This is a genomic window from Endozoicomonas sp. PH6C (genome assembly GCF_059322965.1).
The window spans coordinates 1,271,046-1,297,977 of sequence record NZ_CP185342.1 but is presented as its reverse complement, the minus strand read 5'-3'; the positions used below and the strand labels follow the sequence as shown (position 1 = coordinate 1,297,977).

At 47.3% G+C, this 26,932-nt stretch carries 25 protein-coding genes; 8 read left to right on the top strand and 17 right to left on the bottom strand.

Annotation, left to right across the window (positions count from 1 at the left end; translation table 11 throughout):
- Nucleotides 1-238: 238 nt before the first annotated feature.
- The 5 genes from ACOMG9_RS05075 to ACOMG9_RS05055 form a co-directional block, all read right to left on the bottom strand.
- Nucleotides 239-2,092 carry an F-box/WD repeat-containing protein gene (locus tag ACOMG9_RS05075; protein ID WP_494529892.1) on the bottom strand — a complete coding sequence of 618 codons (1,854 nt, stop codon included), beginning with the start codon at nt 2,090-2,092 and terminating at the stop codon, nt 239-241.
- A gap of 219 nt (nt 2,093-2,311) precedes the next feature.
- A complete protein-coding gene (locus ACOMG9_RS05070) occupies nt 2,312-4,117 on the bottom strand; it encodes an F-box/WD repeat-containing protein (protein WP_494529891.1) in 1,806 nt (601 codons plus the stop codon).
- A 592-nt stretch (nt 4,118-4,709) separates the two neighbouring features.
- Complete coding sequence (locus ACOMG9_RS05065) at nt 4,710-5,723, bottom strand: IS110 family RNA-guided transposase (RefSeq protein ID WP_448215063.1); 1,014 nt, start codon at nt 5,721-5,723, stop codon at nt 4,710-4,712.
- A gap of 208 nt (nt 5,724-5,931) precedes the next feature.
- Complete coding sequence (locus ACOMG9_RS05060; RefSeq protein ID WP_494529730.1) at nt 5,932-7,449, bottom strand: IS1182 family transposase; 1,518 nt, start codon at nt 7,447-7,449, stop codon at nt 5,932-5,934.
- A 147-nt stretch (nt 7,450-7,596) separates the two neighbouring features.
- Nucleotides 7,597-8,232, bottom strand: a complete 636-nt coding sequence (locus ACOMG9_RS05055; RefSeq protein WP_494529890.1) for a glutathione S-transferase family protein — start codon at nt 8,230-8,232, stop codon at nt 7,597-7,599.
- Between the two features lie 159 nt (nt 8,233-8,391).
- Between ACOMG9_RS05055 and ACOMG9_RS05050 the strand changes: the two genes are divergently transcribed.
- Nucleotides 8,392-9,552: a JmjC domain-containing protein gene (locus ACOMG9_RS05050; RefSeq protein WP_494529889.1), complete on the top strand. Its 1,161-nt coding sequence runs from the start codon at nt 8,392-8,394 to the stop codon at nt 9,550-9,552.
- A gap of 29 nt (nt 9,553-9,581) precedes the next feature.
- Here the strand turns inward: ACOMG9_RS05050 and ACOMG9_RS05045 are convergent, their stop codons facing one another.
- A complete protein-coding gene (locus ACOMG9_RS05045; protein ID WP_494529888.1) occupies nt 9,582-11,384 on the bottom strand; it encodes an F-box/WD repeat-containing protein in 1,803 nt (600 codons plus the stop codon).
- An 836-nt stretch (nt 11,385-12,220) separates the two neighbouring features.
- Between ACOMG9_RS05045 and ACOMG9_RS05040 the strand changes: the two genes are divergently transcribed.
- The gene (locus ACOMG9_RS05040) at nt 12,221-13,102 is read left to right on the top strand and encodes a hypothetical protein (RefSeq protein ID WP_494529887.1); all 882 of its coding nucleotides are present in this window, start codon (nt 12,221-12,223) and stop codon (nt 13,100-13,102) included.
- 224 nt (nt 13,103-13,326) lie between these two features.
- Here ACOMG9_RS05040 and ACOMG9_RS05035 read toward each other — a convergent pair whose 3' ends face one another.
- Nucleotides 13,327-13,848 carry a hypothetical protein gene (locus ACOMG9_RS05035; RefSeq protein ID WP_448216034.1) on the bottom strand — a complete coding sequence of 174 codons (522 nt, stop codon included), beginning with the start codon at nt 13,846-13,848 and terminating at the stop codon, nt 13,327-13,329.
- Here ACOMG9_RS05035 and ACOMG9_RS05030 point away from each other — a divergent pair.
- Nucleotides 13,847-14,194, top strand: coding sequence for a hypothetical protein (locus ACOMG9_RS05030; RefSeq protein WP_494529886.1), 348 nt, complete (start codon nt 13,847-13,849; stop codon nt 14,192-14,194). The genes ACOMG9_RS05035 and ACOMG9_RS05030 overlap by 2 nt on opposite strands.
- Here the strand turns inward: ACOMG9_RS05030 and ACOMG9_RS05025 are convergent.
- The 5 genes from ACOMG9_RS05025 to ACOMG9_RS05005 all read right to left on the bottom strand — a co-directional run bounded on the left by ACOMG9_RS05025 (nt 14,181) and on the right by ACOMG9_RS05005 (nt 18,109).
- Nucleotides 14,181-14,339, bottom strand: a complete 159-nt coding sequence (locus ACOMG9_RS05025; RefSeq protein WP_448216032.1) for a hypothetical protein — start codon at nt 14,337-14,339, stop codon at nt 14,181-14,183. The genes ACOMG9_RS05030 and ACOMG9_RS05025 overlap by 14 nt on opposite strands.
- A 329-nt stretch (nt 14,340-14,668) precedes the next feature.
- Nucleotides 14,669-16,315: a chaperonin GroEL gene (groL, locus tag ACOMG9_RS05020; protein ID WP_422132594.1), complete on the bottom strand. Its 1,647-nt coding sequence runs from the start codon at nt 16,313-16,315 to the stop codon at nt 14,669-14,671.
- Nucleotides 16,316-16,370: 55 nt separating this feature from the next.
- Nucleotides 16,371-16,664 carry a co-chaperone GroES gene (locus ACOMG9_RS05015; protein ID WP_448216031.1) on the bottom strand — a complete coding sequence of 98 codons (294 nt, stop codon included), beginning with the start codon at nt 16,662-16,664 and terminating at the stop codon, nt 16,371-16,373.
- Between the two features lie 137 nt (nt 16,665-16,801).
- On the bottom strand, nt 16,802-17,269 hold the full coding sequence (locus tag ACOMG9_RS05010; protein WP_448216030.1) for an FxsA family protein: 468 nt from the start codon (nt 17,267-17,269) through the stop codon (nt 16,802-16,804).
- A 117-nt stretch (nt 17,270-17,386) separates the two neighbouring features.
- Entirely contained in the window at nt 17,387-18,109 is a 723-nt protein-coding gene (locus ACOMG9_RS05005; RefSeq protein WP_448216029.1) for a HugZ family pyridoxamine 5'-phosphate oxidase, read from the bottom strand.
- A gap of 377 nt (nt 18,110-18,486) precedes the next feature.
- Between ACOMG9_RS05005 and ACOMG9_RS05000 the strand changes: the two genes are divergently transcribed.
- Complete coding sequence (locus tag ACOMG9_RS05000) at nt 18,487-19,539, top strand: hypothetical protein (RefSeq protein ID WP_494529885.1); 1,053 nt, start codon at nt 18,487-18,489, stop codon at nt 19,537-19,539.
- A 243-nt stretch (nt 19,540-19,782) separates the two neighbouring features.
- Complete coding sequence (locus ACOMG9_RS04995) at nt 19,783-20,544, top strand: SDR family oxidoreductase (RefSeq protein WP_448216027.1); 762 nt, start codon at nt 19,783-19,785, stop codon at nt 20,542-20,544.
- Between the two features lie 48 nt (nt 20,545-20,592).
- On the opposite strand, the gene ACOMG9_RS04990 is transcribed toward ACOMG9_RS04995, so the two are convergent.
- Nucleotides 20,593-21,537 (bottom strand): DUF481 domain-containing protein, encoded by a 945-nt coding sequence (locus tag ACOMG9_RS04990; protein ID WP_448216026.1) that lies wholly within the window; start codon nt 21,535-21,537, stop codon nt 20,593-20,595.
- A 396-nt stretch (nt 21,538-21,933) separates the two neighbouring features.
- Here ACOMG9_RS04990 and ACOMG9_RS04985 point away from each other — a divergent pair, with 396 nt between their 5' ends.
- Nucleotides 21,934-22,248, top strand: a complete 315-nt coding sequence (locus ACOMG9_RS04985; RefSeq protein ID WP_448216025.1) for an MGMT family protein — start codon at nt 21,934-21,936, stop codon at nt 22,246-22,248.
- Nucleotides 22,249-22,251: 3 nt separating this feature from the next.
- On the top strand, nt 22,252-22,446 hold the full coding sequence (locus ACOMG9_RS04980) for a hypothetical protein (RefSeq protein WP_448216024.1): 195 nt from the start codon (nt 22,252-22,254) through the stop codon (nt 22,444-22,446).
- 22 nt (nt 22,447-22,468) lie between these two features.
- Here the strand turns inward: ACOMG9_RS04980 and ACOMG9_RS04975 are convergent, their stop codons facing one another.
- The 4 genes from ACOMG9_RS04975 to ACOMG9_RS04960 all read right to left on the bottom strand — a co-directional run bounded on the left by ACOMG9_RS04975 (nt 22,469) and on the right by ACOMG9_RS04960 (nt 25,869).
- Complete coding sequence (locus tag ACOMG9_RS04975) at nt 22,469-24,034, bottom strand: AmpG family muropeptide MFS transporter (RefSeq protein WP_422132582.1); 1,566 nt, start codon at nt 24,032-24,034, stop codon at nt 22,469-22,471.
- Nucleotides 24,035-24,276: 242 nt separating this feature from the next.
- A complete protein-coding gene (locus ACOMG9_RS04970) occupies nt 24,277-24,762 on the bottom strand; it encodes a YajQ family cyclic di-GMP-binding protein (RefSeq protein WP_448216023.1) in 486 nt (161 codons plus the stop codon).
- A 96-nt stretch (nt 24,763-24,858) separates the two neighbouring features.
- Nucleotides 24,859-25,080: a dodecin gene (locus ACOMG9_RS04965; protein ID WP_317142992.1), complete on the bottom strand. Its 222-nt coding sequence runs from the start codon at nt 25,078-25,080 to the stop codon at nt 24,859-24,861.
- A 48-nt stretch (nt 25,081-25,128) separates the two neighbouring features.
- Nucleotides 25,129-25,869, bottom strand: coding sequence for a class I SAM-dependent methyltransferase (locus tag ACOMG9_RS04960; RefSeq protein WP_494529884.1), 741 nt, complete (start codon nt 25,867-25,869; stop codon nt 25,129-25,131).
- 521 nt (nt 25,870-26,390) lie between these two features.
- Between ACOMG9_RS04960 and ACOMG9_RS04955 the strand changes: the two genes are divergently transcribed.
- The gene (locus ACOMG9_RS04955; protein ID WP_494529883.1) at nt 26,391-26,864 is read left to right on the top strand and encodes a hypothetical protein; all 474 of its coding nucleotides are present in this window, start codon (nt 26,391-26,393) and stop codon (nt 26,862-26,864) included.
- Nucleotides 26,865-26,932: the final 68 nt, after the last annotated feature.

Genomic DNA, 26,932 nt, shown 5'->3' with positions numbered 1-26,932 from the left:
CAGAAAAAACATTCGATTTTATATTTAGCATTGGATTCTGTTTTAAAGTAAAAGTTCTTAACAAGTTGTTAAGTGAAACTAACAAAAATTTCTGTCTTTCAGCACACGCAGAATAGCGTCACTCAAATGAAACCTCTTGAATGGATAAGCCCGGATCGCACGCTCATCTTCGGGGTGACAGGATTAATGAAATACGATCAATGGGTGCACTGTCGTGGACAATAAAATATGGGAGCGGCTACTCGAGGCTGTATCTTTGATGAAGATGCGGGGGACTGGTGAATAAAAGTGAAAGCAAACAATCATGCATCAGTAGTTGTGTAATTTTTACCTTGCGATCGTTACCAACGGTAACCACATGGCCGCCGTCATTACTGAAGGTGGCTGACATGACCCAATACTTATGGGAAATAGTGGCTTTTTCCAGCCATGATCCATCGGCCTCCTGGCCAATAATTTTCGCCGTGTAATCTTTGCTGGCAGTCACCAAATGGCGGCCATCGGAACTGAAGGTGGCTGAATTGACATCGTCAGCATGGGAAATAGTGTTTTTTTCTTTCCATGATCCATCGTCCTCACGACCATAAATTTTCACCTTGCCATCTTCACTGGCGGTCACCAGGTGGCGGCCATCGGCGCTTAAGGCGGCTGATCTGAGGTCACTTTCATGGGGAATAGCGACTTTTTCTCTCCATACTCCATCCTCAAGAGCAAAGATTGTCACCGTGTTATCGTAACTGGCGGTCAGCAAATAGCGACTATCGGAGCTGAAGGTGGCTGAAACGTCAGACTCAAAATGGCTAGTGGTTACTTTTTCTTCCCATGTTCCATCCTCCTTCAGGCTGCAGATTTTCGCCGTGCAATCATAACTGGTGGTCACAAGGTGGGTACTATCGGCGCTGAAGGTAGCTGAGCAGGCCCAGTTATCATGATAAATTGCGGCTTTCTCTACCCATGACCCATCGTCCTCCTTGCTAAGGATCTTCAGTGTGTAGTCGCTGCTGGCAGTCACTATATGCTGATCATCTGGGCTGAAGCTAGCTGAATGGACCTCTTCAAGATGGGAAATGATCGCTTTTTCTTTCCATGATCCATCGTCCTCATGGCCATAGATTTTCGCCGTGCCATCGTCACCGGTGGTCACGACATGGTGGCTATCGTTGCTGAAGTTGGCCGAATTAACATTTTTACCATGGCAAATGATCGCTTTTTCTTTCCATGATCCACCGTCCTCATGGCCATAGATTTTCGCCGTGCCATCGTGGCTGGCGGTCACCAAATAGCAACTATTAGCGCTGAAGGTGGCTGATTCAACACGGGCATCGTGAGAAATAATGGCTTTTGCTTGCCATGATCCATCGTCATCGCGGCCATAGATTTTCACCTTGTGATCGCAACCGATGCTCATCACTTGGCAGCCATCGTCGCTGAAGCTGGCTGATCTGACCAAGTCATTATGGGAAATGATGGTTTTTTCTTTCCATGATCCATTGTCCTCCTGATCATAGATTTTCGCCGTGCCATCATAACTGGCAGTCACCAAGTGGCGGCCATCGGTGCTGAAAGTGGCCGAGTTGACATCGTCACCATGGGAAATAGTGACTTTAGCTTCTAGATTAAACGTTTTGCGTTGCGACATTAAATCAGTGTTGTTGAAAAAGAGCAGCGCAGGAAAATAAGCATGGTTTCGGCGTTCTACAAGTGACTTGATTAACACCTGATTATTCGTAAACTGCCCCAGCCAACCACTGAGTTGCTGAACATTTTTTGCAGTGACGACTGTCTTTAGCAGGGACTGGTGTGCAGAAGAAAAGCGGCGATACCATGCCTTTGCCAGAATGTCTTCTTCTTTAATAACCTCTCGAAAGTGGGTACACACCTGTTTTAAACGGGCAATATCTTTAAGTTTCAAACAGCCAATAATTTTCAATTGTGCCAAGCTGGGCAAATTGACTAGTGAAAGTTCATCCTTGTCACATACAGTAATTTTCCTGCCTGTACTGACACCCTTTGGTGCTGGCATCGATGTAGATTGATCAGGTCTTGGCGAAAGTGAACCGACAATATTGGAGTTGTTATTGACTCCATTCATGCTCTGTTACTCCTGGTATTTACCCTCAATTAAAAAGAACATTTAAAATTGATGCCATGGGTTAGAATCGGTGATGAAATGAAAGTTCATAACAGGTTGTTAAGTGAAACTAACAAAAGTTTCTGTCTTTCAGCACACGCAGAGCAACGTCACTCAGATGGATAAGCCCGGATCGCACGCTCATCTTCGGGGTGACCGGAGTACCGAGCAAGCAAACAATCAATCGATGAATAGTTTAATGATTTGCACCCTGTCATGGTAGCTGACGGTAACCAGATGGCTAACGTCGTTGCTGAAAGTGGCTGATATTTCCGACTCCCATTGGTAAATCGCGGCTTTTTCTACCCATGATTCATCAGTTTCCTGGCCGATGATTTTCGCCATGTTGTCGTAACTGGTAGTCACCAGATGGCGGCCATCGGCACTGAAGGTAGCTGAGGTGACCGGATCGTCATGTTCAATTTCGGACTTTTTTTTCCACAAACCATCGTCGTCATGGCCATAAATCATCACTCTGCCATCGTAACCGGCAGAAACCATATGACGGCTATCGGCGCTGAAGGTGGCTGAATTGACGTAGTCATAGCCGCCATGGTCGATGATGGCTTTTTCTTCCCACAATCCACCCGCACCCGCCTTCTGGCCACAGATTATCGCCGTGCCATCGTCACTGGTGGTGACCAGATGGCAGCCATCGGGGCTGAAAGAGGCTGTATTGACCACATCTCTATGAAAAATAGTGACTTTTTCTTTCCATATTCCATCGTCCTCATAGCCATGGATTTTCACACTGTAATCGTTACTGACGGTAACCACATGGTATCCATCGGCGCTAATGGTAGCTAAAATGACACCGTCTTCATTGTAAATGTTGGCTTGTTCTTGCCATGTTCCACCCGCCTCCTGGCCGTATATTTTCGCAGTGCCATCCCAACTGGCGGTCAGCACACGGCGACCATCGTCGCTTAAATTAGCCGAGATGACACAGTCATCATGAGTAATTCTGGCTTTTTCTTTCCATGAACCATCATCCTCATAGCCGTAGATTTTCGCCCTGTGGTCGTAACTGGCGGTCACCACGAGACGGCCGTCGGAGCTAAAGACGGCTGAAACGATCTTGTTATCATGGGAAATGATGACTTTTTCTTCCCATAATCCATCCTCATCATGACCATAGATTTTTGCAATGTCGTCGTCACTGGTGATCATCAGATGGCGGCCATCAGGGCTGAAGTTAGCCGAGTTGATGCAGTCATTATGACGAAAGATAGCTTTTTCTTCCCATCTTCCATTAGCCTCCCAACCGAAGATTTTTGTGGTTTTATCGTCACTGGTGGTCACCACGTGGCGGCCATCGTCACTGAAGGTAGCTGATCTGACCGCGCCATAATGGGAAATGATGGCTTTTTCTTGCCATGATCCATTGTCCTCCTGGTCATAGATTCTCGCCGTGCCATCATTACTGGCAGTCACCAAGTGGAGGCCATCGCTGCTGAAAGTGGCCGAGTTGACACCCATCCAATGGGAAAAAGTGACTTTAGCCTCTAAATTAAGTATTTTGCGTTGCGACATTAAATCAGTGTTGTTGAAAAAGACCAGAGCAGGAAAATAAGCATTCTTTCGGCGTTTTATAAGTGACTGGGTTAACACTTGATTATTCGTAAACTGCCCCAGCCAAGCGCTGAGTTGTTCATCGTTTTTTGCGCTGACGACTGTCTTTAGTAGAGACTGGTGTGCTGAAGAAAAGCGGCGATACCATGCCTTTGCCAGAAGGTCTTCTTCTTTAATAACCTCTCGAAAGTAAGTACACACCTGTTTTAAACGGGCAATATCTTTAAGTCTCAAACAGCCAATAATTTTCAATTGTACCAAGCTGGGCAACTTGAGTAGCGAAAGTTCACCCTTGTCACATACAGTAATTTTCCTGCTGGTGCTGACACCCGTTGGTTCTGGCATCGATGTAGATTGATCAGGTGTTGGTGAAAGTGAACCAACAATATTTGAATCGTTATTTACTCCATTCATGCTCGCTTACTCAATGGTTAGCATTTACCCTCAATTAAAAAGAACATTTAAAATTGATGCCACGGGTTAGACTCGGAGTTGAAATAAAAGTTCATTACGGGTTTTCAAGTGAAACTGACAATAGTTTCTGTCTTTCAGCAAAAGCAGAATAGCGTCAATTAGAGGAAACCCCTTGAATTGATAACCCAGGATCGCACGCTCATCTTCGGCGTGATTGGAGTAAGGCTTTTCAGCCGGGTAACAATAACGCAGCTCAGCCTTACTTTTTTACCACCGGCAGCAATAATTTTCGCCACTAGGAGCCTTATATGGTCCGCCCCGTTTTGCAAGAGCCTGTTTTGTTAATTAGCAAACAAAGATAACTGCAATCATATATACGGCCTATTCATGAGGTCTAACCCTCTGGCCCTGATGGGTATCCGCGCAACCTGGCCTTATCAGTCCGACGGCCTCAAGGGTCAAGGCTCCTATCAGGTTTCAGGTTGCCGGTTTTTACCTGTTTGCCATCAACTGTACATGCTCATCGCAATCTGCGGGGGGGTCCCCTTTGATTAAGCTTATGCTTTACTTTGCCGCTGCCGCCTTTACTTCATTATGCAGCCTTGTAAACTTCATTTCGGGTCATGATGACCCAGACAATCCGAGCCATTTTATTAGCCAGACCAACGGCGGCAACGTTGTGATTGCTGCGCTCATTAAGTTGGCTAACCCATTTTTTACAGCGGTCATCCTTATTTTTGAGGCAGTGGAGTACCGAACGTGCGCCGTGTATCAATAATGTGCGCAGGTATTTATCACCCCGTTTACTGATGCCCAGCAGGACTGACTTACCGCCTGTGGAATGCTGTCTTGGAACTAATCCCATCCATGCGGCAAGGTGTCGACCAGATTTAAAATACGTCGCATCACCAATGGCTGCCTTCAATGCTGTGGCAGTGATGGCTCCGATACCCGGCATAGTCATCATTCGACGACATTCGTCGTCGTTTTTTGCTAGCTCCTGAATTTTCTGGTCATACTGTTGAATACGCTTGTCAAGACTGGCCAACTCTTCTGATAAACCATGTAGCAGCTCACGAGTCAGCGAATGGAGTCCATTTTCAGCATCTTCCAGAATTCGTGGAAGCTGTGCACGAACTTTACCAATACCCTGGGCAACTACAATACCTTCTTCCAATAGTGACCCCCGGATCTGGTTAACCAGGGCAGTTCTCTGATCAACCGCTTGTTGACGATAGCGGTGCAGAAGTTGCCAGGCCTGCTGCTCTGATGTTTTAACAGGTACAAAACGCATGCTGGGCCGTGAAGCTGCTTCTGCAATCGCTTCAGCATCGTTGTAGTCATTTTTGTTGGTCTTGACATAAGGCTTGACAAATTGAGGTGAAATCAGCTTGACAGTATGCTCATAGTTCTTGAATAACCGAGCCAAATAGTGAGCACCACCACAAGCTTCCATAGCGATAATGCATGGCTCCAGATTTGCCACGTACTCTAGAAGGTTCTTCCTGGACGACTTCTTTCTGATGACTTTGCTACCCTGCTCATCAACACCAAACAGGTGAAAGTTGTTCTTGCCAATATCGATACCAAGTACTGAAATAGTCATGGGTGGTTCGCTCCGGTTAATCCTGTTTAAATGGTTAACTCCATTTTGGCTCATTTGAAGCCGTTTAGGAGGGGCGGACCATCCCATTAGACCGAGAATGGCGTAACTAGATCCCCAGAGGCTCTCTAAAATTTCAGGATGAGCAAAAAACATCCAATTTTTGGTGTAATTTTGCTCATTTTTGCAAATTTAGGCCTTTTCACAGCCTTTATGCCGCTTTTTTAACCCCTTTTAAATTCTCAAGACGGATTGATCCCGTTGAAGCGGCCTTCACAAATTTTTTGAAATTGTGTGCCGTGCATACCAGTGAGAACTCTGCTTCTACCTTCTCTTTACCACGAAGGCTAAAACTCCTGAACCCTGAGTTTTTTATATGACCAAACGGTGGCTCTGCAATGACCTTACGACGCTCATAGATTGCTTTCGCACTGGCTGTCTCCATTTTCTTGTTCATACGTTGCCGCGCGGGCTCAAACTTGTCTGTGCGGATGACCCTGCCAGCATCCTTTTTTGAGCCACTGCATTGTGAACGGTAAACACACTTCCTGCATGCGTCCTTGTTCGCCCGGTAACTCTGCCTCTTGGCCTTGCTGTCTGGGTTAGTTATCAGCTTCTCCCCAGCCGGACAGATAAACACATCCATTTCTGCATCGTAGTCAAAATCTGCTTTGACAAACTTACGCTCAGAGTCCTTAAGCTGGGTATCTGCTGGCTTCTCTTTTCTGTCGGTGGCTATGTAGCCATCTATTTCATGCTTATCCAGCACATGCAGGTTTGGCCCTGAGAAATAACCATTATCCATGCTCACCTTATCCACAACAGCACCATCGGTTGTCTCAGACAGTGCTTCCAAAGCAGGCTCTGCCTCCTGAACATCATTGGCTTGCTGGCTGATGTGCTGGCCGACGATGATCTGATTATCAGCATCTACGGTGATTTGAGCATTGTAGCTGTACTCACAGTAACTTTTCTTGCTCATGATCCGGGCATCATGGTCTGCAAAGCTTATCTGCCTTTTGTCGTCAATAGGCTCATCAGGGTTCAGGGCTTTTTCGCGTTCTTCAAGGGCTTCTTTGGCCGCTTTGATTTTTTTCAGACGCTCCTCTTTAAACTGGAGGTCTTCAGGAATGCTGTAGCCGTTGCTTGCTTTGTAGGCGTCGTCTTCTTCCTGGTCGCACTGACTGGCTTTTTTGATCAGCTCATCCACTTCTGCACTGAGTTCTGCCTCTTTAGCCTTGAGCCTTCCGTAGGTCATGGCCTTGTGCTTTGAGCTGTTGGCTTTGAACTTGGAGCCATCCAGGCTGATATGGCCCAGTGATGCCATTTTGAGCTCCATGGCCAGTTTGACGGACTGTTTGAAGCAGTCATGAAAAAACGACAGATTTTCCTTACGAAAATCTCCCAGAACCCTGAAATTTGGGCAGTTCATTTGTGAGATATACATGAACGCCAGATCTTGTCGACACCGTCGCTCAATCTGACGGGAGCTGAAAACACCATGGCTATAGGCGTAGATCAGAATAGCGACAATGAGCTTTGGAGGGTAAGCGTGCTGACCAAGGTGGTGATATTTTTTTTCAACCTCAGACGTATCGATGTTCTGAAAAATGCTTTCATAAACGAAACAATCATGGTCTTTGGGAAGCAGGTCGAAAATGTTGGTTGGGAACAGCAGATGCTGGTCAAACTCAACAGGGCTGTCCTTGAATTTTGGTAGTGGTGACATCTGGCATCATCGGAGTTGGTTTAAGGCTTATCATAACAGATAAGCCTATTCTCGGTCAGGCTCCTAGCCTTCTGAGTTTGGATCTTCTAAACAGAAATGGATGACAACTGTTTTCCAGTATCCAACATTATTTTCCGTTTTTTTTGATTAATTCAACAACCTCGCATCTTCCTTCATTCTTTTCTGCAAAGCCGGATGCGCCTTGACCCTATGGAGATAGGCGGCAAAGGCCGGATATTCTGAGGGGTCAGGTTCGAATCCGGCATAACCGGCATTGATAAAACAGGAACCGATGCCAATATCAGCCATCATCAACGATTCACCCAAGAGAAAACCTTGTTCCGGAACAACACTTTCCAGATAGGCCAGTGTCCTGGGCATGTTGTCTTTAAGGTTTTGCTGTACTTTGTCTTCGTCCGTTTCCATCCCCATCATTGGCTTCACCACCCGTTCGAAGAACAAACCTTCAGCAATCACTTTCATCAAAACGGTATCAGCGTATTCCTCATACCAGCGGGCTTTGGCTTTGTGGGCCGGATCGGTGGGATACAAAGCAATTTCCGGATAGCGATCTTCCAGATACTCACAGATGATGGAGGAGTCGGCCAGGGTAACTTCACCATCCTGCAGGGCAGGAATTTTTTTCAGTGGACTGATTTTTTCAAAACCCTCCGGGGTATTAAATGGAATGACGAGGTCCAACTCAAAATCCAGTCCCTTCATTTCCAGGGCTGCTATAACCTTTCGGACCATGGGAGAAAGGATTGCTCCGTAAAGTTTCATGCTAATTCTCCTTTACTGTGAATCATTTTCATTCCTTAAAGATAAGAAAATGGTTCTATCACTATGACGACTGAGAACCCCTTATCCTACAACCAAGTCTGTTAATAAGACCACTTTATGCTAACCTTGCGTCGTTTATTTACATTCCGATGAAATTCAATGAGACAGTCTATTCTGGGTCCCCTCTCTGCAGAGGCTTTCCTGCAGGGCTATTGGCAAAAGAAACCCCTGCTGATTCGCCAGGCCATAGCGGATTTTCAGTCGCCTCTCTCAGCCGATGAGCTGGCGGGTCTGGCTCTGGAAGAAGAAGTTGAGTCCCGCATTGTTCTGGAGAAGGGAGAAACTCCGTGGGAACTGAGACGAGGACCTTTTAGTGAATCTGACTTTACCTGTCTGCCTCCCAGTCACTGGACACTTCTGGTTCAGGCTGTGGATCACTGGGTTCCCGATGTTCACTCGCTGCTGGATTACTTTGACTTTCTACCCTCCTGGCGCCTTGAAGACATCATGATCAGCTATGCAACCGATGGGGGTTCAGTGGGTCCTCACTACGATCATTTTGATGTTTTCCTGATTCAGGCCGAAGGCAAAAGGCGCTGGCAAGTCGGCCCGGTCTACGATGCCAGCTCACCAAAACTGGAAAACACTGACCTTCATATCCTGTCAGGGTTTGAAGTTCAGGAAGATTATGTCCTTGAACCGGGTGATATACTCTATCTGCCACCCGGTGTCGGTCATCATGGCGCTGCCGAAGGCGAATGCATGACTATTTCAGTAGGCTTCCGGGCTCCCAGTCATCGCGAAATTCTAATACAGTTTACTGACTTTATCGCCGATCAGCTGTCAGAAAGTCTTCGCTATTCAGACCCCGACCAGACTTTGCCCGAACGCAAAGGCGAGATTGATGAAAAAGCCCTGGATCGTCTGCAGACAATCCTGAAAGAGCATATAGAAGATCGTACAATGCTGGCAGACTGGTTTGGAGAGATGATGACTCAACCCAAACACGAGCAGCCTGTCGAAGAGCCCTGGCAAAATTGGGAAACCTTTAAGGAAGAGGCTGCAGGAGTTGATCTGGTGCTTAATGAGGGCTCAAGGCTCGCTTTCAGGGAAGAAAGAAATTCCCTGACACTGTTTGCTGATGGTGTCGCCTATGTATGTCACTCTGCAAGCGCAACGAACCTGGCTCAACAGTTGTGTCAGAACTCTCAACTTGCATCCGATCATTGGTGCTCTGTCGTAGATAATGAAACACGGGAGCTGCTACTCGGCTTGATTAACTCAGGCTCGATCTACCCGCTCTTTGAGGAAAGTGCATAGGACTGATGAATAAGGGTAAAAGCAAACCATCAATCATGCATCTGTAGTTGAATGATATTCACCTTGTGATCGCCACTGACGGTAACCAGATGGCTGACGTCGTTGCTGAAGGTGGCTGATATGACCCAATCCCAATGGGAAATAGTGGCTTTTTCTACCCATGATCCATCAGTTGCCTGGCCAATAATTTTCGCCGTGTTATCTTTACTGGGAGTCACCAGATGGCGGCCATCGGCACTGAAGGTGACTGAACTGACCGGACGATTATGACGAATTTCTGATTTTATTTTCCACAATCCATCGTCATCAAGGCCATAAATTATCACCCTGCAATCGTGAGTGGCAGTAACCATATGACGGCTATCAGCGCTGAAGGTGAAATTGGCGTGGCCATAGCCACCATGGTACAAAATGGCTTTTTCTTCCCATAAACCACCCGCACCCGCCTTATGGCCATAGATTATAGCCACGCCATCTTCACGGGTGATCAAAAGATGGCAGTCATCGGGGCTGAAAGAGGCTGTTTTGACCACATCACTATTGATAATAGTGACTTTTTCTTTCCATGTTCCATCGTCCTCATAGCCGTGGATTTTCACACTGTAATTGTGACTGACGGTAACCAGGTGGTGTCCATCGGCGCTAATGGTGGCTATATCGATACCTTCTTCATGGAAAATGGTGGCTTGTTCTTCCCATGTTCCGCCCGCCTCCCGGCCGTAGATTTTCGCAGTGCCATCATAACTGGCGGTCAGCACATGGCGACTATCGGCGCTTAAAGTAGCTGAGACGACAATGTCGTCATGAGTAATTCTGGCTTTTTCTATCCATAATCCATCGGACTCCAGACTATAGATTTTCGCTGTGTTATCGTCGCTGGCAGTCACCACATGGTGTCCATCGGCACTGAAGGAGGCTGAATTAATAACGCAACCATGGACAATGATGGCTTTTTCTTCCCATAATCCATCGTCATCATGACCATAGATTTTTGCTATGTAGTCGTCATGGGTGATCAGATGGCAGCCGTTAGGGCTAAAGTTAGCTGCGGTGATGTAGTCATCATGGTGAACGATGGCTTTTTCTTCCCATCTTCCATTAGCCTCGCAAACGATGATTTTTGCGGTTTCATTGTCACTGATGGTCACCACTTGGCGGCCATCGTCGCTGAAGGTGGCTGATCTGACCCTGTCATCATGGGAAATGATGGCTTTTTCTTGCCATTTTCCATTGTCCTCCTGGTCATAGATTTTTGCCGTGCCATCATCACTGGCAGTTACCAGGTGGAGGCCATCGGTACTGAAAGTAGCCGATCTGATAGGGCGTCTATGGGAAATAGTCGCTTTCGTCTCTAAACTGAACGTTTTGCATTGCGACATTAAATCAGTGTTGTTGAAAAAGACCAGAGCAGGAAAATAAGCATTCTTTCGGTGTTTTATAAGTGATCGGGTTAACACTTGATTATTCGTAAAATGCCCCACCCAACGGCTGAGTTGTTCATCATTTTTTGCGGAGATAACTGTCTTTAGTAACGACTGGTGAGTTGAAGAAAAGCGACGATACCAGGCCTTTGCCAGAATATCTTCTCCTTTAATAAGCTCACGAAAGTAGCTGCACACCTGCTTTAAACGGGCAATATCTTTAAGTCTCAAACAGCCAATAATTTTCAATTGTGTCAGGCTGGGCAAATTGAGTAGTGAACGTTCATCCTTGTCCGCTACAGTAATTTTCCTGCCTGCACTGACACCCAGACCCGTTGGTAATCGGGCCGATATAGATTGCTCAGGCGTTGTTGAGAGAGAAATATCAGAGTTGTTATTTATTCGATCCATGGGTGGTTGCTCCACACCTCGTATTTATCCTCAATTAGAAAAAGTCAATTAGAAAAGACATTCGAAATTGACGCTGTAAGTTCGACACGCTTTTAAAATAAAAGTTCATAATATGTTTTTAAGCGCAACTGACAAAGTTTCTGTCTTTCAGCATACTCAGAATGACTTCAATCATATAAAGCTCCCTGGATCGGTAAAACTTAGAGTTTTCATTTTCCACGTATCAAACCAAGAAAAGTTGAAGCTAGTTTCTCTGCTAGGTATATCCTGTCAAGTGCTGCATTTCTCGGTGTTTGATAGATGCTGGATTCAAGCTTTACTGAAAAAAAACCAACGGCAGACTTGTTTGTAACTATTCTAGTGAGGTTGTTTTAGCTAATGAAGGCAAAGTCATGATCTTGGCGCGCACCTTTAAGGTGCTTTTGTTTTCGGTGTTTTTTTGCTTCTTTCAGCAGGGGCTGGCAAAAGATACCTATGGCCTTGAAGAGTTTCGCCAGTATTTTAAAAAGAGCTGGAATCCGCCTTCGAAAGAACAACAAGAGGGCGCAGATAATTCGATCGTGAGTCCCTTTGAAAATATTCGTATTGGCTTTTTCAGACTGAATTTAACGGCTGACGATGTATCTGGAGATGATCGACTGGAAATACATAATGATTTTTTGCTTAATGAGCAAGACTTTAGAAATCTGTCAAGCTTTTACTTTAACTATGTCAACATTGGGGATTCTCAACATCGGCATGGGCGCATTCAGAAAATACTAAGGCTTATATTTCGTATATTCACTGTAAATACGACCACGGAAAACAGCCCGGAAGATCAGGAGCTAATACAGGCAATGGCAAAAAGCCTTTTTGATCCATTGTTTTATAATCAAACCAACGCTGACGGGACTAACCCCTATTACACTATTTTCAATCCAGATTCACCAGAATTCCTGTCTCATCATATCAATATTGATAACAGTTTAGCCCTGATGTATTTTACTTTTCTTGGTCCTTATGTTCTTACCATGAATACCTTCTTACATCATTCTGATGTTCTGATTAGACGTCTCACCCGAAACAGCTACTATCCGGCATTTTCCAATTCACTGCTGTCTGGCAATATCAGCGAATATTATTCTGCGCAAGGCTTTGCCAATCAGCTCAAAGCAGCAAACCTGGACACTGAAACAGCACTTTTAATCGGGCTATGCACTATGGCAAGAGCTTCTACAATGTGCACGAATTTTCATTGGAGCTGGCCAGAGACGCTGGAAGCACTGTTGAAAAAATTCATGCCCACTGGAATTTTGGGCAACTGCTTCAATGCTATTTCGCTCCTACGCCAAGGACCCTTTGCTTCTGTACCCGAGTTTTCGCATAGCTATCAAGGCATGCGAGAGTTTGCATACAATATTCTGGGTCTTGACATTAACTTCACACCCTCGCGTTTATTAGCTAAAGAAATCTATTCACATTCAGGCATTCCCGGCAATCTGTCGGACCATTCTCTCCAGGATACCGGTTCTTCCCGTAATTTTGATTCTGGCTGGCGTTCAGAAAATCAAGGTTCCAACAATGGAACAACGCTGGAAGCAGGAGCAATTGAGGGAGCCACAGAAGGACGTCAGGAATGTTTGATTTGTTCAGGATCACTGGAAGATAAAACAATATCAGAAAACTTCATACGCTCTGTTTTTTGCACAGCCTGTACTAAGAACATTTTGAAGGACTAGCAGCCTGTCGGACTTAAGACTGTCCTACTGCGGTTGCAATAAATTGGTCTAAAAATCCCTGTTTCTTCGTCAAATAGCTCGCTATTCTCCTCAGAAACAGAGATTTTTATCCTCAATTTCTTGCAATCCTCGCTACGGACGCTTAAGTCCGACAGGCTGCTAGAAAAGAAGGGAAGCCATGCTTCCCTTTTATCTTTCCTGCTGTTTGACATTCTTTCCGGCCTTTACTGGGCTGACTCAGGCGGACCTTCGGTAATTACTACGGGGCTATTGGAGCGGTTCAAACCTTCAAAAGCCTCCAGTCTCACAGGCTTATGGCGTACTTCCTTCCAATGCTTTTCCCAATCGTTATCGTAATCGTACTCACCTTCCTGATGAGTGTTGTCGCCCAGTTTATCAGCGATCACTTTGATACTGTTTTTAATGATTTCCAATTTTTCATTTTCATGTTCAGAATTGTAATTGGCAAAGTTTGCAATCTCATGTTCTGCCAGCACCTTTCTAGCGGTATCCCAAAGTTTATGAAAATCAGCTCGCTCCGTAAGCTGGTCGTCCCATGGAATGAGGGTAACGGGCTCCTCACCTGGAAAGGCAATGGTCACTTTGAGATCTTTTGGAGCATTCTTTGGATTATCCAGAGCCCCCTTGGCTCGATTTAATAAGGAAAACTCCTCATAGCGATTGGAGATCGGAGCTGCTTCATTCAGCTTCTCCTTCTGCCTGGCAATGAGTTGATCCTTAGTCATGGTTTCAAGCTCTCTGAACTCCCTGAAGGCTTTTTCTTCGGGAGTCTCGGGTGCCGGTGGTGCCGGTGGTGCCGGTGGTGCCGGTGGTACTGGTGGTACCGGTGGTGCCGGTGGTGCCGGTGGTACCGTTGGTGGTGCCGGTGGTGCCGGTGGCGCCGGTGGTACAGGTGGTGCCGGTGGTACAGGTGGTGCCGGTGGTACAGGTGGTGCCGGTGGTGCCGGTTGTTCCGGTTGTTCCGGTTGTTCCGGTGGTTCTTCACCGGGCCTCAGCCCCAGTATATTTTCGGGGCTTGAAGGATCTATTCTTCTTTCGCTTAAAGGCGTATCAGGCGTCATTTTTGGCTGAAGCTGCCCGAGCTGTCGCTCAGGATTAACAGGACCACTGATATTATGAGTTGATGAATTCCCGTCATTTGATAAGGGGTCGCTGCCGCCAGGACTTCCAGTCGGTATTTGAAGACGCCTACCACTTCCTGTAATTTCCATGCCACTGCTCATATGCTGCTCCTTTCCTGTTAATCGCCATGACCAGAGTCATCGGCAAAGTTCATTCCTGGTTGAGTTGGAAACTCTCCTTAAGGGTCAATGTCTGTTGTCCATATAATGTTTGATTCTGAAAGTTCTAAAAGGTTCCTTCATATCAACTTTTTTTTCACCCTTAGATTCGAGCTTGAGGAGCACTTTGTCAGCAACAATGGAGTCGGTATGAAGTGATTTCTGCAAGCAGATCACCGCAAACGATGGGGAATATGATCATCAAAAAAGGCCACTCCTGAAACAGAAGCAGCCTTTTGGGAGAAGCAGAGCTTCGGGAGGATGACTACATCATGCCACCCATACCGCCCATACCACCCATGCCGCCCATGTCAGGCATAGCAGGAGCAGCAGCGTCAGCGGGCTCATCAGCAACCATGGCTTCAGTAGTGATCATCAGACCTGCAACAGAAGCAGCCGCCTGCAGGGCAGAACGGGTTACTTTAGCAGGGTCCAGAATACCCATTTCGATCATGTCGCCGTACTCGCCGGTAGCAGCATTGTAACCGAAGTTGCCTTCGCCGGATTTAACCTTATCAACAACAACAGAAGCTTCATCACCGGAGTTGGAAGCAATCTGACGGATTGGACCTTCAAGAGCGCGCAGAATCAGCTCAACACCGGCTTTCTGCTCAGCATTCGCCGTTTCAACAGAGATCTTGGAGAGCGCGCGAACCAGAGCAACACCACCACCAGCTACTACGCCTTCTTCCACGGCTGCGCGGGTAGCGTGCAGAGCGTCTTCTACACGAGCCTTTTTCTCTTTCATTTCCACTTCGGTCGCAGCGCCAACCTTGACCACAGCAACACCGCCAGCCAGCTTGGCAACACGCTCTTGCAGTTTTTCCTTGTCGTAGTCGGAGGAGGAGTTTTCGATCTCGGCACGGATCTGCTCAACACGGGAAATGATATCAGCCTGGTTGCCAGCACCATCAACAAGGGTGGTGTCTTCCTTGGTGATGGCTATACGCTTGGCAGAACCCAGGTCTTCCAGAGAAGCGGCTTCCAGAGACAGACCCACCTCTTCAGAAATAACAGTACCACCGGTCAGGATCGCTATGTCCTGCAGCATGGCTTTGCGACGGTCACCGAAGCCAGGCGCTTTAACAGCAGCTACCTTAACAATGCCACGCATGTTATTTACAACCAGAGTGGCCAGAGCTTCGCCTTCAACATCTTCAGCGATGATCAGCAGAGGCTTGCCAGCTTTGGCTACGTTTTCCAGTACTGGCAGCAGATCACGAATGTTGGAGATCTTTTTGTCAACCAGCAGGATGAAAGGATTTTCCAGTTCAGCAGACATGCTTTCCTGGTTGTTGATGAAGTAAGGAGAGAGGTAGCCACGATCGAACTGCATACCTTCTACTACGTCCAGTTCATTTTCCAGACCGGAACCTTCTTCAACGGTGATAACACCTTCCTTGCCTACTTTCTCCATGGCTTCAGCGATGATCTGACCCACCAGCTCATCGGAGTTAGCGGAGATAGTGCCTACCTGAGCGATGGACTTGCTGTCTTCGCAAGGTGTGGCCATAGCTTTCAGTTGTTCAACAACAGCCGCTACCGCCTTGTCGATGCCACGCTTGAGATCCATTGGATTCATGCCGGCAGCTACGTACTTCAGACCTTCGTTCAGAATAGACTGCGCCAGTACAGTTGCAGTGGTCGTACCATCACCCGCCTGGTCGTTGGCCTGGGATGCGACTTCCTTAACCAGCTGAGCACCCATGTTCTGGAATTTGTCAGCCAGCTCGATTTCCTTGGCTACAGATACACCATCTTTAGTGATGGTTGGAGCGCCGAAAGACTTTTCCAGCAGAACGTTACGGCCTTTTGGACCCAAAGTCGCTTTTACAGCGTCGGCCAGAATGTTGACGCCTTCCAGCATTTGTTTGCGAGCTTCGTCGCCGAACTTAACCTGTTTTGCTGCCATGATGGGTAATCCTTTGGAAATTTAAAACAGTTGCTATGAAATCGGGGTTCCGGGATCAGTCTTCCAGAACAGCGTAGATTTCGCTCTCGGATACGATGATCAGCTCTTCACCGTCAATCTTCACGGTGTCAGAACCAGCGTACTTACCAAAAATGACTTTGTCGCCGACGCTCACACCCACAGGACGCTTTTCACCGTTCTCCAGAAATACGCCGTCACCGACAGCCACTACCACACCCTGGTTTGGCTTTTCAGTAGCAGAACCTGGCAACACGATACCGCCAGCAGAGGTAGTGGTTTCTTCTTCACGACGAACGACCACGCGATCACGCAACGGACGGATTTTCATCGATGTATCTCTCCAACTGTTTATGCCGAAAAATCAGCAATCAACTCTTGTAAAACGGTCTGACTTGCATCGCCAGAACCGAACCCAATTATCGGTACTAAGTAGGTAGGGGTGGCTTTTGTCTTTTCAAGGGGGTACTAAGATTTTTTTTCATCTTCGCGCTTGAACTCACCCTCAAGGGTCTGGTGAATCCCCCGGTTAGTGTCGACGTCTTCACGGTAGTATTCACCCTCAAACGTGCTGGATGACGCCTGCCAGCGACCATTTTTGATCATTCGTCTTACCAGCATACTGCGCACCGGGGGAATGAGCAGAACCAGCCCGATAAAATCGGTGATAAAGCCGGGAACCATCAGCAACACCCCGCCCAGGGCGGTTACAAAACCTTTCAGCAATTCCAGTGCAGGCTTCTCGCCACGATTCATTTTCTCTCGGGCCTTGAGCATGGTACGAAAACCCTGACGACGGATGACCGCCATACCTGCCACCATACCCAGGATAACCAGAGCCAGTGTATTAAGTGCGCCAATATAACTACCTACCTTGATCAGCACGACCAGTTCAAGAGCAGGGAGCAGTAAAAAAATCCAAACGGGGAAGCGCATAGAAGCCTCCAGAGACAATGGTGCTTCTTATATAATGTTAATTGTGCAAACTTCAAGAGTTTAGACGCAAAAAGCCCCGAACACGTCGGGGCTTTTTGCTAAAAGCAAAGCCTGTTATCAGGCCACTTTAGCCATCTCAACCAGAGTCTTGCGTACTGCCATTGGCTCATCCACTTCTGTCGGGAAAGGAATACGAACCAGCCTGTCTTTCAGTAGCAGGTGCATGCCAGTGGCATCAATACCTGCCATCTTTGGCTCAACACCTTCCGGAAGATCAATATCAGCAGCTTTGCAGTACTTCACCATCGCCTCGACATGATCTTCGTTCATATGCTTGACCATGCCCTTTTCTACGCTGCCGTAAAATGGGTTTTCACGAGTCATCAGCTCATTTTTTACCCAGAAAATCTGACCAAAACCACCGATGAAACGAGCACGCTTTAGATGAATTCGGTAGAAGTCAAAGCCATGGGTTTTGTGATAGTGGGCAGAAGGTGGGAAGAAAGAGTAGTAACGTTGCTCCAACTCCTTCAGTTCTTCACTGTCCGTTGTAATCTTTTCTGCATCACCCATCCAGGTCAGACGACCAGCTTTATGGATATCGTCTACACCGCTCTGGGTAATGATCAAAGAAACCTTGGGGTTGGCTTCAATGTTTTTGGTGTGCTGAGCAAGATCACTGATCAGGATGATCGGGTTGCCCTGCCCGTCCAGGCAGTATGGCATAACAGAACCAAACGGGTATCCGGGCACATCATCAGAGTGAGTCGACAAAATACCGTGGTACTCATTCAAAAGTAAGTTGCGTGCGTCGTGTGCTGCCTGAACCTTGGGTTCCATCTGTTTCCCCCTGAATTTTCATATCATAAAACATACCACTTATAACCACTGCCTTTGAAAATTTTCCAAATCCAGCGGGTATATTTCGATATGTAGAATACTGCTGATCAACCTATAGCTGGAATCAACTATGGCTGAATATTAAGACACCTGTTTCAGGTATTTTTCGGCGATTATATATTAATGAGAGTGATTATCAATAAGATTTTCATGCGCTGTTAGCCGCTAATCACCAGGCAGACATGCAATCATTGAACAATACCGCAGACTGTTAACGTTGGAACTTTGTTCGAGCATTGAGGTCTGAATGCTCAGGATGGCTGGTAACGCACTTAAATCAGCCCATTTACCTCAATTTAACTTACAGGAATTTCGTCATGCAGATCGGTAATCCAATGGCTCAGAGCCTGTCAATGGGACAGCCTGCTTCCACATCAGCCAATGCCTCTGAGGAGGGGGTGTTTAGAAATATCAGGAAAGTTTTTTCCTGGTATGATCCGATGGAGGGAACCAGGACAAAATTATTACCCAGCTTAGCACTCGTGGCGGGGACTGCTTCTGCAGGAGCGGTTTCCCTGGATGCTTTGGTAAAGAACTGGCCCCCTGTCACTGTGCCAACCGGCACAGGTCTGGCCGATCGCGCTGTTGCCGTGCTGGAAGATACCGTTCAGAGACATCCATGGGTCTGCGGTGCCGCCGTCGGAGCAGCAACAGCTTTCGTAGGGTTGAGCATGCTTGCCAGCAGTCTGAAGCCATTGGCCAAAGAGTGTATAGAAGCTGCCCGGGACGGGGTGAGGCATGAGCTTCACAGAGACTTTCAAGAAATCACGGTTCTCAAAGAGCTGATTGCTCAACATCAGAAAAAGATGTTGGAACTTAAGCCCCTTCTATCGGAGGAGAAAGCAAAATACAAAAAACATTCACAGAAAGCCTATGAGAATCGCTTGGCCGAGTTCCGGGAAGAAGCTAATAGTATGGCGGGGCATTTGAAAGGTTATGTCGATGGCTTGCTGTCGTCTGGCCGCAGTTATCGGAGAAATGTCCTGCGTGGAGATAACCCGGCTCATCTTTACAGGGCTGGTGTGGAGTTAGAAAGGTTTGTCAGCAGGGAGAATCAGGACTATTCATTCCTTTCCCAACGACAACTGCTTGATGCACTCAGACCTGTCTTAAGTGAGGATGAATTAAAGAGAGTTAAAATCATACTCCGAAACTTTCCTGTCAAACCCTACCTTTTCGTCCATCGCGGGCCAATAGCCAGAGAGTACGCAGAAATTCGGGAACAAAGCGCATCAGACCAAAGAGAGGTTGGCGAATTGCAATCCAAAATCAGAAAAGTGCTGGCCCAATACCCGATTTTAAACCCTGACGCTGCTGGTAATATTCCCGAACCTCCGGCTAAGGAGTTTGGGCGCTATATGCCAGAGTAATTTGATCGATGGTGTCGTCATTGAACTAAGGCCAGGTTGCGGGCTCAGAGTTCCAGAGAGGCTCCTTATCCACAAAAGCGCTTCTGACAGTGAAAGATATCGCTACATCCATGGCTGATCAGGAAGAACTCTGACAAAGCAGCTCGTTCTAATGGCTGCTCCGCATAACAGAGCCGTTTATAGAGAATTCGTTGTGTTCCGTTACAATCACTAAGTGGTTTTCAGACGCAGAAGAACAGTAGAATGAATCTTGAACGAAGCAACATCCTGATTACCGGCGCTGCCCGAGGTCTGGGCAAGGCCATGGCGCTGCATCTGGCAAAAAAAGGCGCTGGCCTTGGACTGATAGATCTTGAAAGCGAAGCCCTGGATCAGGCGTTAAAAGAATGCTCTGAGCTGGGAGCAAAAACCATTGCCCTGCCCACCAATGTCGCCAATGAGCAGCAAGTAGAAAACAGTGTCAGGCTTGCCAGAGAGAAACTGGGCCCGCTCAATGGTCTTATCAATAATGCAGGCATCCTGCGTGACGGCTTACTGATCAGGGCAAAAGACGGCAAGGTCACTGACAAGCTCTCATTGGCAAAATGGCAGTCAGTCATTGACGTCAATCTCACGGGTGTTTTTCTTTGTGGTCGTGAGGTGGCGGCCAGCATGATTGATTCAGGCAGCAAAGGATTGATTCTGAACATTGCCAGCATTTCCCGCTCAGGCAACTTTGGACAAACCAACTACTCCGCCGCTAAAGCCGGTGTCGTCGCCATGACAGTATCCTGGGCCAGGGAACTGGCTCGTTTTGGCATCAGGAGCGCTGCAATTGCACCGGGCATGATTGAGACTGAAATGACGCTGGGCATGAAGCCTGAAGCCCGCGCCAAAATGACTGCAGGTATTCCGGCTGGACGTATGGGCAAGCCTGAAGAGATTGCGGCAACTGTCGCCTTCATTTTTGAAAACGACTACTTCAATGGTCGTGTATTGGAACTGGATGGAGGTTTACGCCTCTGATGGGTCGCCGCAGAAGCTATTTGCCTCTGCGGCCAGCCTCCACCCTCTCTACCAGGAATAACCAATGCCCACCTTGATCTGACTGGAGGTTTTGTCAGCACCCTCTGTTGGAATACTGTCGTAATCCAGATAATGCATCAGGTTTAAAGAAAGACTTTCAGATAACCCCACCCTCAAACCATGCTCCCCATCAAACAACCACTGCTGACCTGAGTTCAGACGGTAAAACAGCTTACTGTTAAAGTAATACTCAAGGTTATCAATGAGCTTCTTCCGGTACACCAGCCCAGTTGTCACGGCCAGGTTTTTTTGGTTATCTTCCAGCTGATAATCTTCCCAGAGATGGGTCAGGCCGACAGTGGTAATCAAGGTTTCTTTGACCGTTTCCCTGAAGCGGTAACCTACCGACCCTCCCAGGGTCAGTCTTGATCTCAGATCTTCCGCGGAGTCGTACTCCTGCTCCAGAGAGCCCTGGACAAACCAGTGTTCAGTGAAATAGCGACTGTACGCATACCCCAGCTCCCACTCTTTGGTGGAAGAGTCTGAGTCTTCTTCTTTCTCTATTTCAATGTCCCACTTAAAACTGTTCTTGTTCCACTCGTCATTGATATCGAGATTGCCACTGAGCGTGAAGGTGGTTTCATTGTCCTCACCCTGATCACTGTCCAACCCAAAGTTGACTTTGCCTGCAATGTCCCAGTTAGAAGCCAGTACGGGTTGTTCACGGCGAATTTCTGCTACTGGCCAGGCGGCCGAGAAGCTCCGCTCAAAACCATCGGGATCCACAACCACCAGTTGGTCGCCATTGCTCTTTAACTGACGCTGCTGAGCCTCTTTCTCACCAATCAAACCAATCCAGACGGGCTGATCGGTTTCAAGAGAACGAACATGACGCCAATTGATGGAAATATCTCCAGCATACCGGGTAGAAACAGTCAGTTTACCCGCTTCCAGCCCCATGATTTTGCCACTGATTACATCTCCATTTTCCATCCATATCTTATCCCCATGGGCCATCGCTGCCATGCAGGAAAGAAGTAGTACCCAGACTTTGCGTAACCCAGGAAAACGGCCAATGCCCCTGAAACACTGGAGCCCCATGAATACCCCTCGATGAATCGATGTCTTAATGCTTTATAAGGGGGACAAGAGTTCCAAATTAATGAAAGCTTAACAAGAGGGAAAGCCGCTATAGGCATCAGTTTTGCCTCTACAAACGGGTGCCTGGAACCAACAAAAAGGCAGAATCATCGTTTGTCTTGCCATCTTTAGGTGCTTCGTCGGGGAACACTGAAAAACTTTTCACGACAAATGGCCAACAGATTAAGATATGCTTGGCTGGTAATATCTATCCCTCGACTAGTTTTCCAATCACTCTGGAGACCAGGCTTGCAAGCACCGTTCAGTCCATCCGATATCTGGCTCATCCTGACCAAAATACCCGGGGGTAAGGTGGTCACTTATGGACAACTGGCCAACATGGTCGGTGCTCCGGGCTATGCCCGGGTAGTGGGTAATATTATGAAGCAACTGCCTTCAGGTTCCGGACTTCCCTGGCACAGGGTCATCAATAGCAAGGGACAGATTTCGTTTCCGGAAACCAGCGCCAAGTATCAGCAACAGCAATCCTTGCTTGAGTCAGAAGGTATTACTTTTCTTAATGGCAAGGTCAATCTGAAGCTATATCAATGGAGTGGAGATTAAAGTTTGAACGATCAGGATCAGCACCCGGAAGACATTGCTCTGGCGATTGAAATTATTCGCCAGTTGGAAAACCTTAACTATCAACCCGAGACCATTCTCCAGGCAATGATGCATATTTGCAGGGATTCTCTCGGCAAGCTTCCTGAGCAGGAAAAAGAACAATGGCGGGCAAAACTCATTGCCGAGATCAAACGCTAGCGGGCTTTTAGCCCGCCTGGTGTCAATCGCGTGCAGCTTCCTCAGATTGCTCCATAAGCCTCTGCACGTAACTGATTAACAGCAGCACCGGCAAACCAAGAATAGCGGAGCCTGCAAAAAAGACAGGATAGTTCACTGCATCCACCACGCTACCGGAGTACCCCGCCAATAGTTTCGGTACAAGCGACATCAGCGAACTGAAGACTGCGTACTGCATCGCTGTGAATGCACGATTCGTCAAACCGGAGAGGAAAGCAACAAAGGCAGCAGAGGCAATACCTGCACTGAGATTGTCAGTTGCGATGACCACAGCCAGAATCCAGGTTTCAGGTTCCATTTGAGCCAGCAGGGAAAACAGCAGGTTACTGATAGCAGCCAATAGCCCACCGATCCAGAGAATTTTCATCACCCCGTAGCGAAGGGCTAACAATCCCCCCAGAAAACCACCGGCAATGGTCATTAACAGACCAAAGGTTTTGGTAACAGCTGCTATCTGTTCCTTGCTGTAACCCATGTCCTTGTAGAACACATTAGCCACTGCCCCCATAACAATATCGGCAATCCGATAGGTGCCTACCAGCAGCAAAATATAGATCGCCAGTTTTCCGTAACGCGCAAAGAAATCAGCAAAAGGAGCCACATAGGTTTCTCTGACCATCCCCTTGGGCGCTACGTTCAGACTGATCATCAACCAGGCAGCCCCACCACCCAGAGCCACACTGAACAGCAATCGGAAAGATTCAGAAAAGAACCCTGCAACATGAACTGAAACACCGCCATCAACCAACATTGTTTTCAACTGGGAAGAGATCTCGGGAGTTAATGTAAAACCTGCAACAAAAGCCCCTGCCGCTACTACAAACAACCCCAGAAAACGAACATAGTCACTGGTGCCATAATCCTGAGAGAAGGCAGACTGATTGTTTTCAGGCTCTGGAATCAACAAGGTGGTGACAACCCCTACCAGCATGAACGCAGCCATACAGCGATAGACAGAAGCCCAGGCCTGGTAGTGATAAACGGATTCATCACCCCCTGAAAACCAGCTGGCCAGTGCCAGACTGCCAGCCCCGGCCACCAGCATGCCGACTCTGTAGCCCGCAATGTAGGCGGAAGACATCATGGCCTGAAGATCGCTCTCTGCAGCTTCTATCCGGTAGGCATCAATCACTATATCCTGTGTAGCAGATGAGAATCCCAGCATCACAGCCCCCACTGCAACCCAGGTCAATCCATAGACAGGATCATGACTCGCCATAAATAAAAGAGCAGCCATCACCGCGAACTGGGCGAGTAATAGCCAGGCTCTGCGACGCCCGAGACTTTTTGTCAACCATGGCAGAGGGACCCTGTCTACCAGAGGGGCCCAGACAAACTTGAAGGAGTAACCCAGGGCAGCCCAGCTAAAGAAGGTCACCATGCTGCGCTCAACACCCGCCTCCCTGAGCCAGATAGAAAGGCTGCTGAATATGAGTAATATGGGAAGGCCGGCTGAAAAACCAAGAAACAGAACACTGATGACCCTTGGATGCCTGAAGCTTTTCCATGCCTCTCCCCAGGAACGGGAAGAAGAGTCCATTAGTTGCATTCTGCTCCTCCGGGTTTGCTCTTCACAGATGTCAGCGAGTTCTTCGTTGAACTCATAGAAAGGTGCCCTGATAATAACATACCGTTAACGTCTTCCAGTGGTCGAATCTGGCAAATTTATTTTATAGAACTATCGGGAAAGTTTAATAAAAGCACACCTGAACATGCCGGGGAATATTTTTTGTCTCGATGTTGATTTACCGGATGCCGGTTAACAGGAGAGGCAAGCCCCTCCTGCCAGAATCAGTCTCTGAAGTTGTTGTACTGCAGAGGCATCTCGGTATCCGCTTCTCTCAACAATGCAATAGCGGTCTGAAGATCATCACGCTTCTTACCCGTAACGCGAACCTGCTCACCCTGAATGGCTGGCTGTACCTTGAGCTTGGCATCCTTGATTATCTTGACGATTTTTTTGGCTTGCTCTTTATCCAGCCCCTGACGAACTATGACATCCTGTTTGACCTGTTTGCCAGAACCATAATGATCTTTCACTTCCAGACATTTAACATCAATGCCCCGCTTGACCATTTTGGTTTTCAGCATTTCAACCATTTGCAGCAGCTGGAAGTCAGCATCGGCCGTCATCACAATCTGGTTTTCACCGCTTTTTTCAAAGCTGGCTTCAACCCCTCTGAAATCATAACGGGTGGTCAGCTCACGGTTCGCCTGATCGACCGCATTGGTCAACTCGTGCATATCCACTTCTGAAACAATATCAAATGAAGGCATGAGGGATTCCCCAATCAACAAATTTTAAACGTTGACGACTATTGTATCCGAGAATCCCTGTTGAATGGCAAGCTTAGGTTGAACAGGGTATGGCAATCAGGATGATTGACCACGGTCTTCCAACCTGAAACCAATTCTGACGGTTACCTGAAAGTGTGCAATCTCACCATCCTCAACATGGCCCCGATGCTCCACCACTTCGTACCAGCCCAGGTGATTAAGAGTGACACTGGCAGTGGCAATAGCATTGCGAATAGCGTCATCGCTGCTGACAGTCGAGCTGCCTACCACTTCCAGGATTTTATAGATGTGTGCCATAAATACTCTCCACGACATTGGAACGTCAGGAGAAGTATAGACGTCCATTTAATCACGTTTGCCAAGAACAAACATTTGATAACCGAACTGTCCCAGGAATTTTCTGTAGATTTCCAGCTCAGTCTCAATATTCTTCAGCGCTAATGAGTCAGGCATGGCAGGTGACAAGTCATGGATTCGTTTTTTCAGTGGTTCGGAGTAGTTATCCCAGGACTCCCGGCTTAGAGAAAAATGGTCGACTATATCATATCCGACAGCGTCCATTTGCTTGAGACGATTGCTGATCGTCTGCATATCAGGGTAGTCTTGCTGCCAATAGGCCATCGCTTCCTGGTCCGGATTATCAGTTAGCCATACCAGGTCGCTTACCACCATGAAGCCACCGGGCCGCAGTAATGACTGCCATTGCGTCAGGGCTTTTTGGACCCCCATGATATAGGCACTGCCTTCCGACCAGATAAGATCAAAGCTTTCACTCTCAAAGGGCAATTCAGTCATGCTCACGCAAACGCTGGAAAGCCGTCCGGAAATATCCTGCTTCTCAAAACGCTCTTTTAATCGAGCCAGTGCTGACGCTTCATTATCTATGGCAGTGATGTGTGCTTCGGTATTGTCTATCAACACTCTGGTTGACAGGCCTTTGCCACAACCAATCTCCAGAATATCAGCAGGGGCTTCGGGCACCAGTGATAATGCTTTCAGCGTGTCTTTTTCACTGCCTGGCCCCCAGCGTTCGAGGGTCTCATAAACTTTCATAAAGTCGATCATGTAAGATTCGTGATCATTCATATCTTTTGTTAACCATTTAAATTTGATGCATTCTTAAACCATCAATTAAGCCTGCGGAGTTCGTGTGGGGCCGCCTGGGTGAGACTTGGAAAGGCCTGGGGTCTTGAGGATAGACTCGTCGAGAGGTGTAAGTATACCTCTGCCTGTCGATGAAAATCAGGATGCAGGGGAATCCATATAGATATTCTGTTGGGCATCTGTGAAACGTACTAAGATGACGAAGATAAAGAATGATGATTTGCACTGTGCGGTGGATCTCCAGCTTACTTGATGCGCCAAGTAGAGCATATCAGCTTTGGTGGTCACGAGGACACGACTTAGCTTCCTGAGTGCAACCAGCCATGCTTTGTGTTAACACAATCTTGCCTAAGCGTTCAAAATCTGTGTTGCCACAAAGTTGAATAATGGATGAATGGCATCGTTTTTATAATCCAATTTATCCAGATAATGGCATTGTGTCGGAATGAACGTTTTGTGTGCTACTGACGATTATTTGTGGTGTAGATAGTGGGTTCTTACAGATGATATACATTAATCGCGGTTTCTTGTTTGCATTCATTGCCTTATGCTCATTTAGTACATTAGCGGAAGATGCTTACATCTATTTTGCACACTATCCAGGCACACCTAAATCAGAGAGGCATAGTTATACCATTCGAGCTGGTGGTGAGAGTCAGGGCATGTATGGCGTATACTATCCAGGTGTGGCGCATTTGTCGGAAGACGTCGCCGATGTTGATTTAGAAACGAGTTGCCCACCGGATTACGTCGCGGTGCATTGGAAATCAAATCTGCATCAATCCTATCAGGACTTTTTTGTCACACGGGATGATAAGCCTTCTGTAAAGGCTCGATTCAGATGGTATAAACCTTATGCTGATCTGCCTTATATTACGGTTTTTGCGAATCCTGGCCACAGACTCACGTTTTATCAAAACTGGAGCGAAGGTAAGGTCGACTGTTCTGAACAGGATACCTTGCTGTATGTGGACTAGTTTTTTATGAGGTTCCGTGTGCAGAAATGAGTCAGGCATGGCAGGAGACAAATCATGGATTCGTTTTT

Coding starts and splice junctions, on each gene's coding strand:
- ACOMG9_RS05075 (WP_494529892.1), bottom strand. CDS start 2,092: ATGAATGGAGTCAATAACAACTCCAATATTGTCGGTTCACTTTCGCCA.
- ACOMG9_RS05070 (WP_494529891.1), bottom strand. CDS start 4,117: ATGAATGGAGTAAATAACGATTCAAATATTGTTGGTTCACTTTCACCA.
- ACOMG9_RS05065 (WP_448215063.1), bottom strand. CDS start 5,723: ATGACTATTTCAGTACTTGGTATCGATATTGGCAAGAACAACTTTCAC.
- ACOMG9_RS05060 (WP_494529730.1), bottom strand. CDS start 7,449: ATGTCACCACTACCAAAATTCAAGGACAGCCCTGTTGAGTTTGACCAG.
- ACOMG9_RS05055 (WP_494529890.1), bottom strand. CDS start 8,232: ATGAAACTTTACGGAGCAATCCTTTCTCCCATGGTCCGAAAGGTTATA.
- ACOMG9_RS05050 (WP_494529889.1), top strand. CDS start 8,392: ATGAGACAGTCTATTCTGGGTCCCCTCTCTGCAGAGGCTTTCCTGCAG.
- ACOMG9_RS05045 (WP_494529888.1), bottom strand. CDS start 11,384: ATGGATCGAATAAATAACAACTCTGATATTTCTCTCTCAACAACGCCT.
- ACOMG9_RS05040 (WP_494529887.1), top strand. CDS start 12,221: ATGGCAAAAAGCCTTTTTGATCCATTGTTTTATAATCAAACCAACGCT.
- ACOMG9_RS05030 (WP_494529886.1), top strand. CDS start 13,847: ATGGTTTCAAGCTCTCTGAACTCCCTGAAGGCTTTTTCTTCGGGAGTC.
- ACOMG9_RS05035 (WP_448216034.1), bottom strand. CDS start 13,848: ATGACTAAGGATCAACTCATTGCCAGGCAGAAGGAGAAGCTGAATGAA.
- groL (WP_422132594.1), bottom strand. CDS start 16,315: ATGGCAGCAAAACAGGTTAAGTTCGGCGACGAAGCTCGCAAACAAATG.
- ACOMG9_RS05015 (WP_448216031.1), bottom strand. CDS start 16,664: ATGAAAATCCGTCCGTTGCGTGATCGCGTGGTCGTTCGTCGTGAAGAA.
- ACOMG9_RS05010 (WP_448216030.1), bottom strand. CDS start 17,269: ATGCGCTTCCCCGTTTGGATTTTTTTACTGCTCCCTGCTCTTGAACTG.
- ACOMG9_RS05005 (WP_448216029.1), bottom strand. CDS start 18,109: ATGGAACCCAAGGTTCAGGCAGCACACGACGCACGCAACTTACTTTTG.
- ACOMG9_RS05000 (WP_494529885.1), top strand. CDS start 18,487: ATGCAGATCGGTAATCCAATGGCTCAGAGCCTGTCAATGGGACAGCCT.
- ACOMG9_RS04995 (WP_448216027.1), top strand. CDS start 19,783: ATGAATCTTGAACGAAGCAACATCCTGATTACCGGCGCTGCCCGAGGT.
- ACOMG9_RS04990 (WP_448216026.1), bottom strand. CDS start 21,537: ATGGAAAATGGAGATGTAATCAGTGGCAAAATCATGGGGCTGGAAGCG.
- ACOMG9_RS04975 (WP_422132582.1), bottom strand. CDS start 24,034: ATGCAACTAATGGACTCTTCTTCCCGTTCCTGGGGAGAGGCATGGAAA.
- ACOMG9_RS04970 (WP_448216023.1), bottom strand. CDS start 24,762: ATGCCTTCATTTGATATTGTTTCAGAAGTGGATATGCACGAGTTGACC.
- ACOMG9_RS04965 (WP_317142992.1), bottom strand. CDS start 25,080: ATGGCACACATCTATAAAATCCTGGAAGTGGTAGGCAGCTCGACTGTC.
- ACOMG9_RS04960 (WP_494529884.1), bottom strand. CDS start 25,869: ATGAATGATCACGAATCTTACATGATCGACTTTATGAAAGTTTATGAG.
- ACOMG9_RS04955 (WP_494529883.1), top strand. CDS start 26,391: ATGATATACATTAATCGCGGTTTCTTGTTTGCATTCATTGCCTTATGC.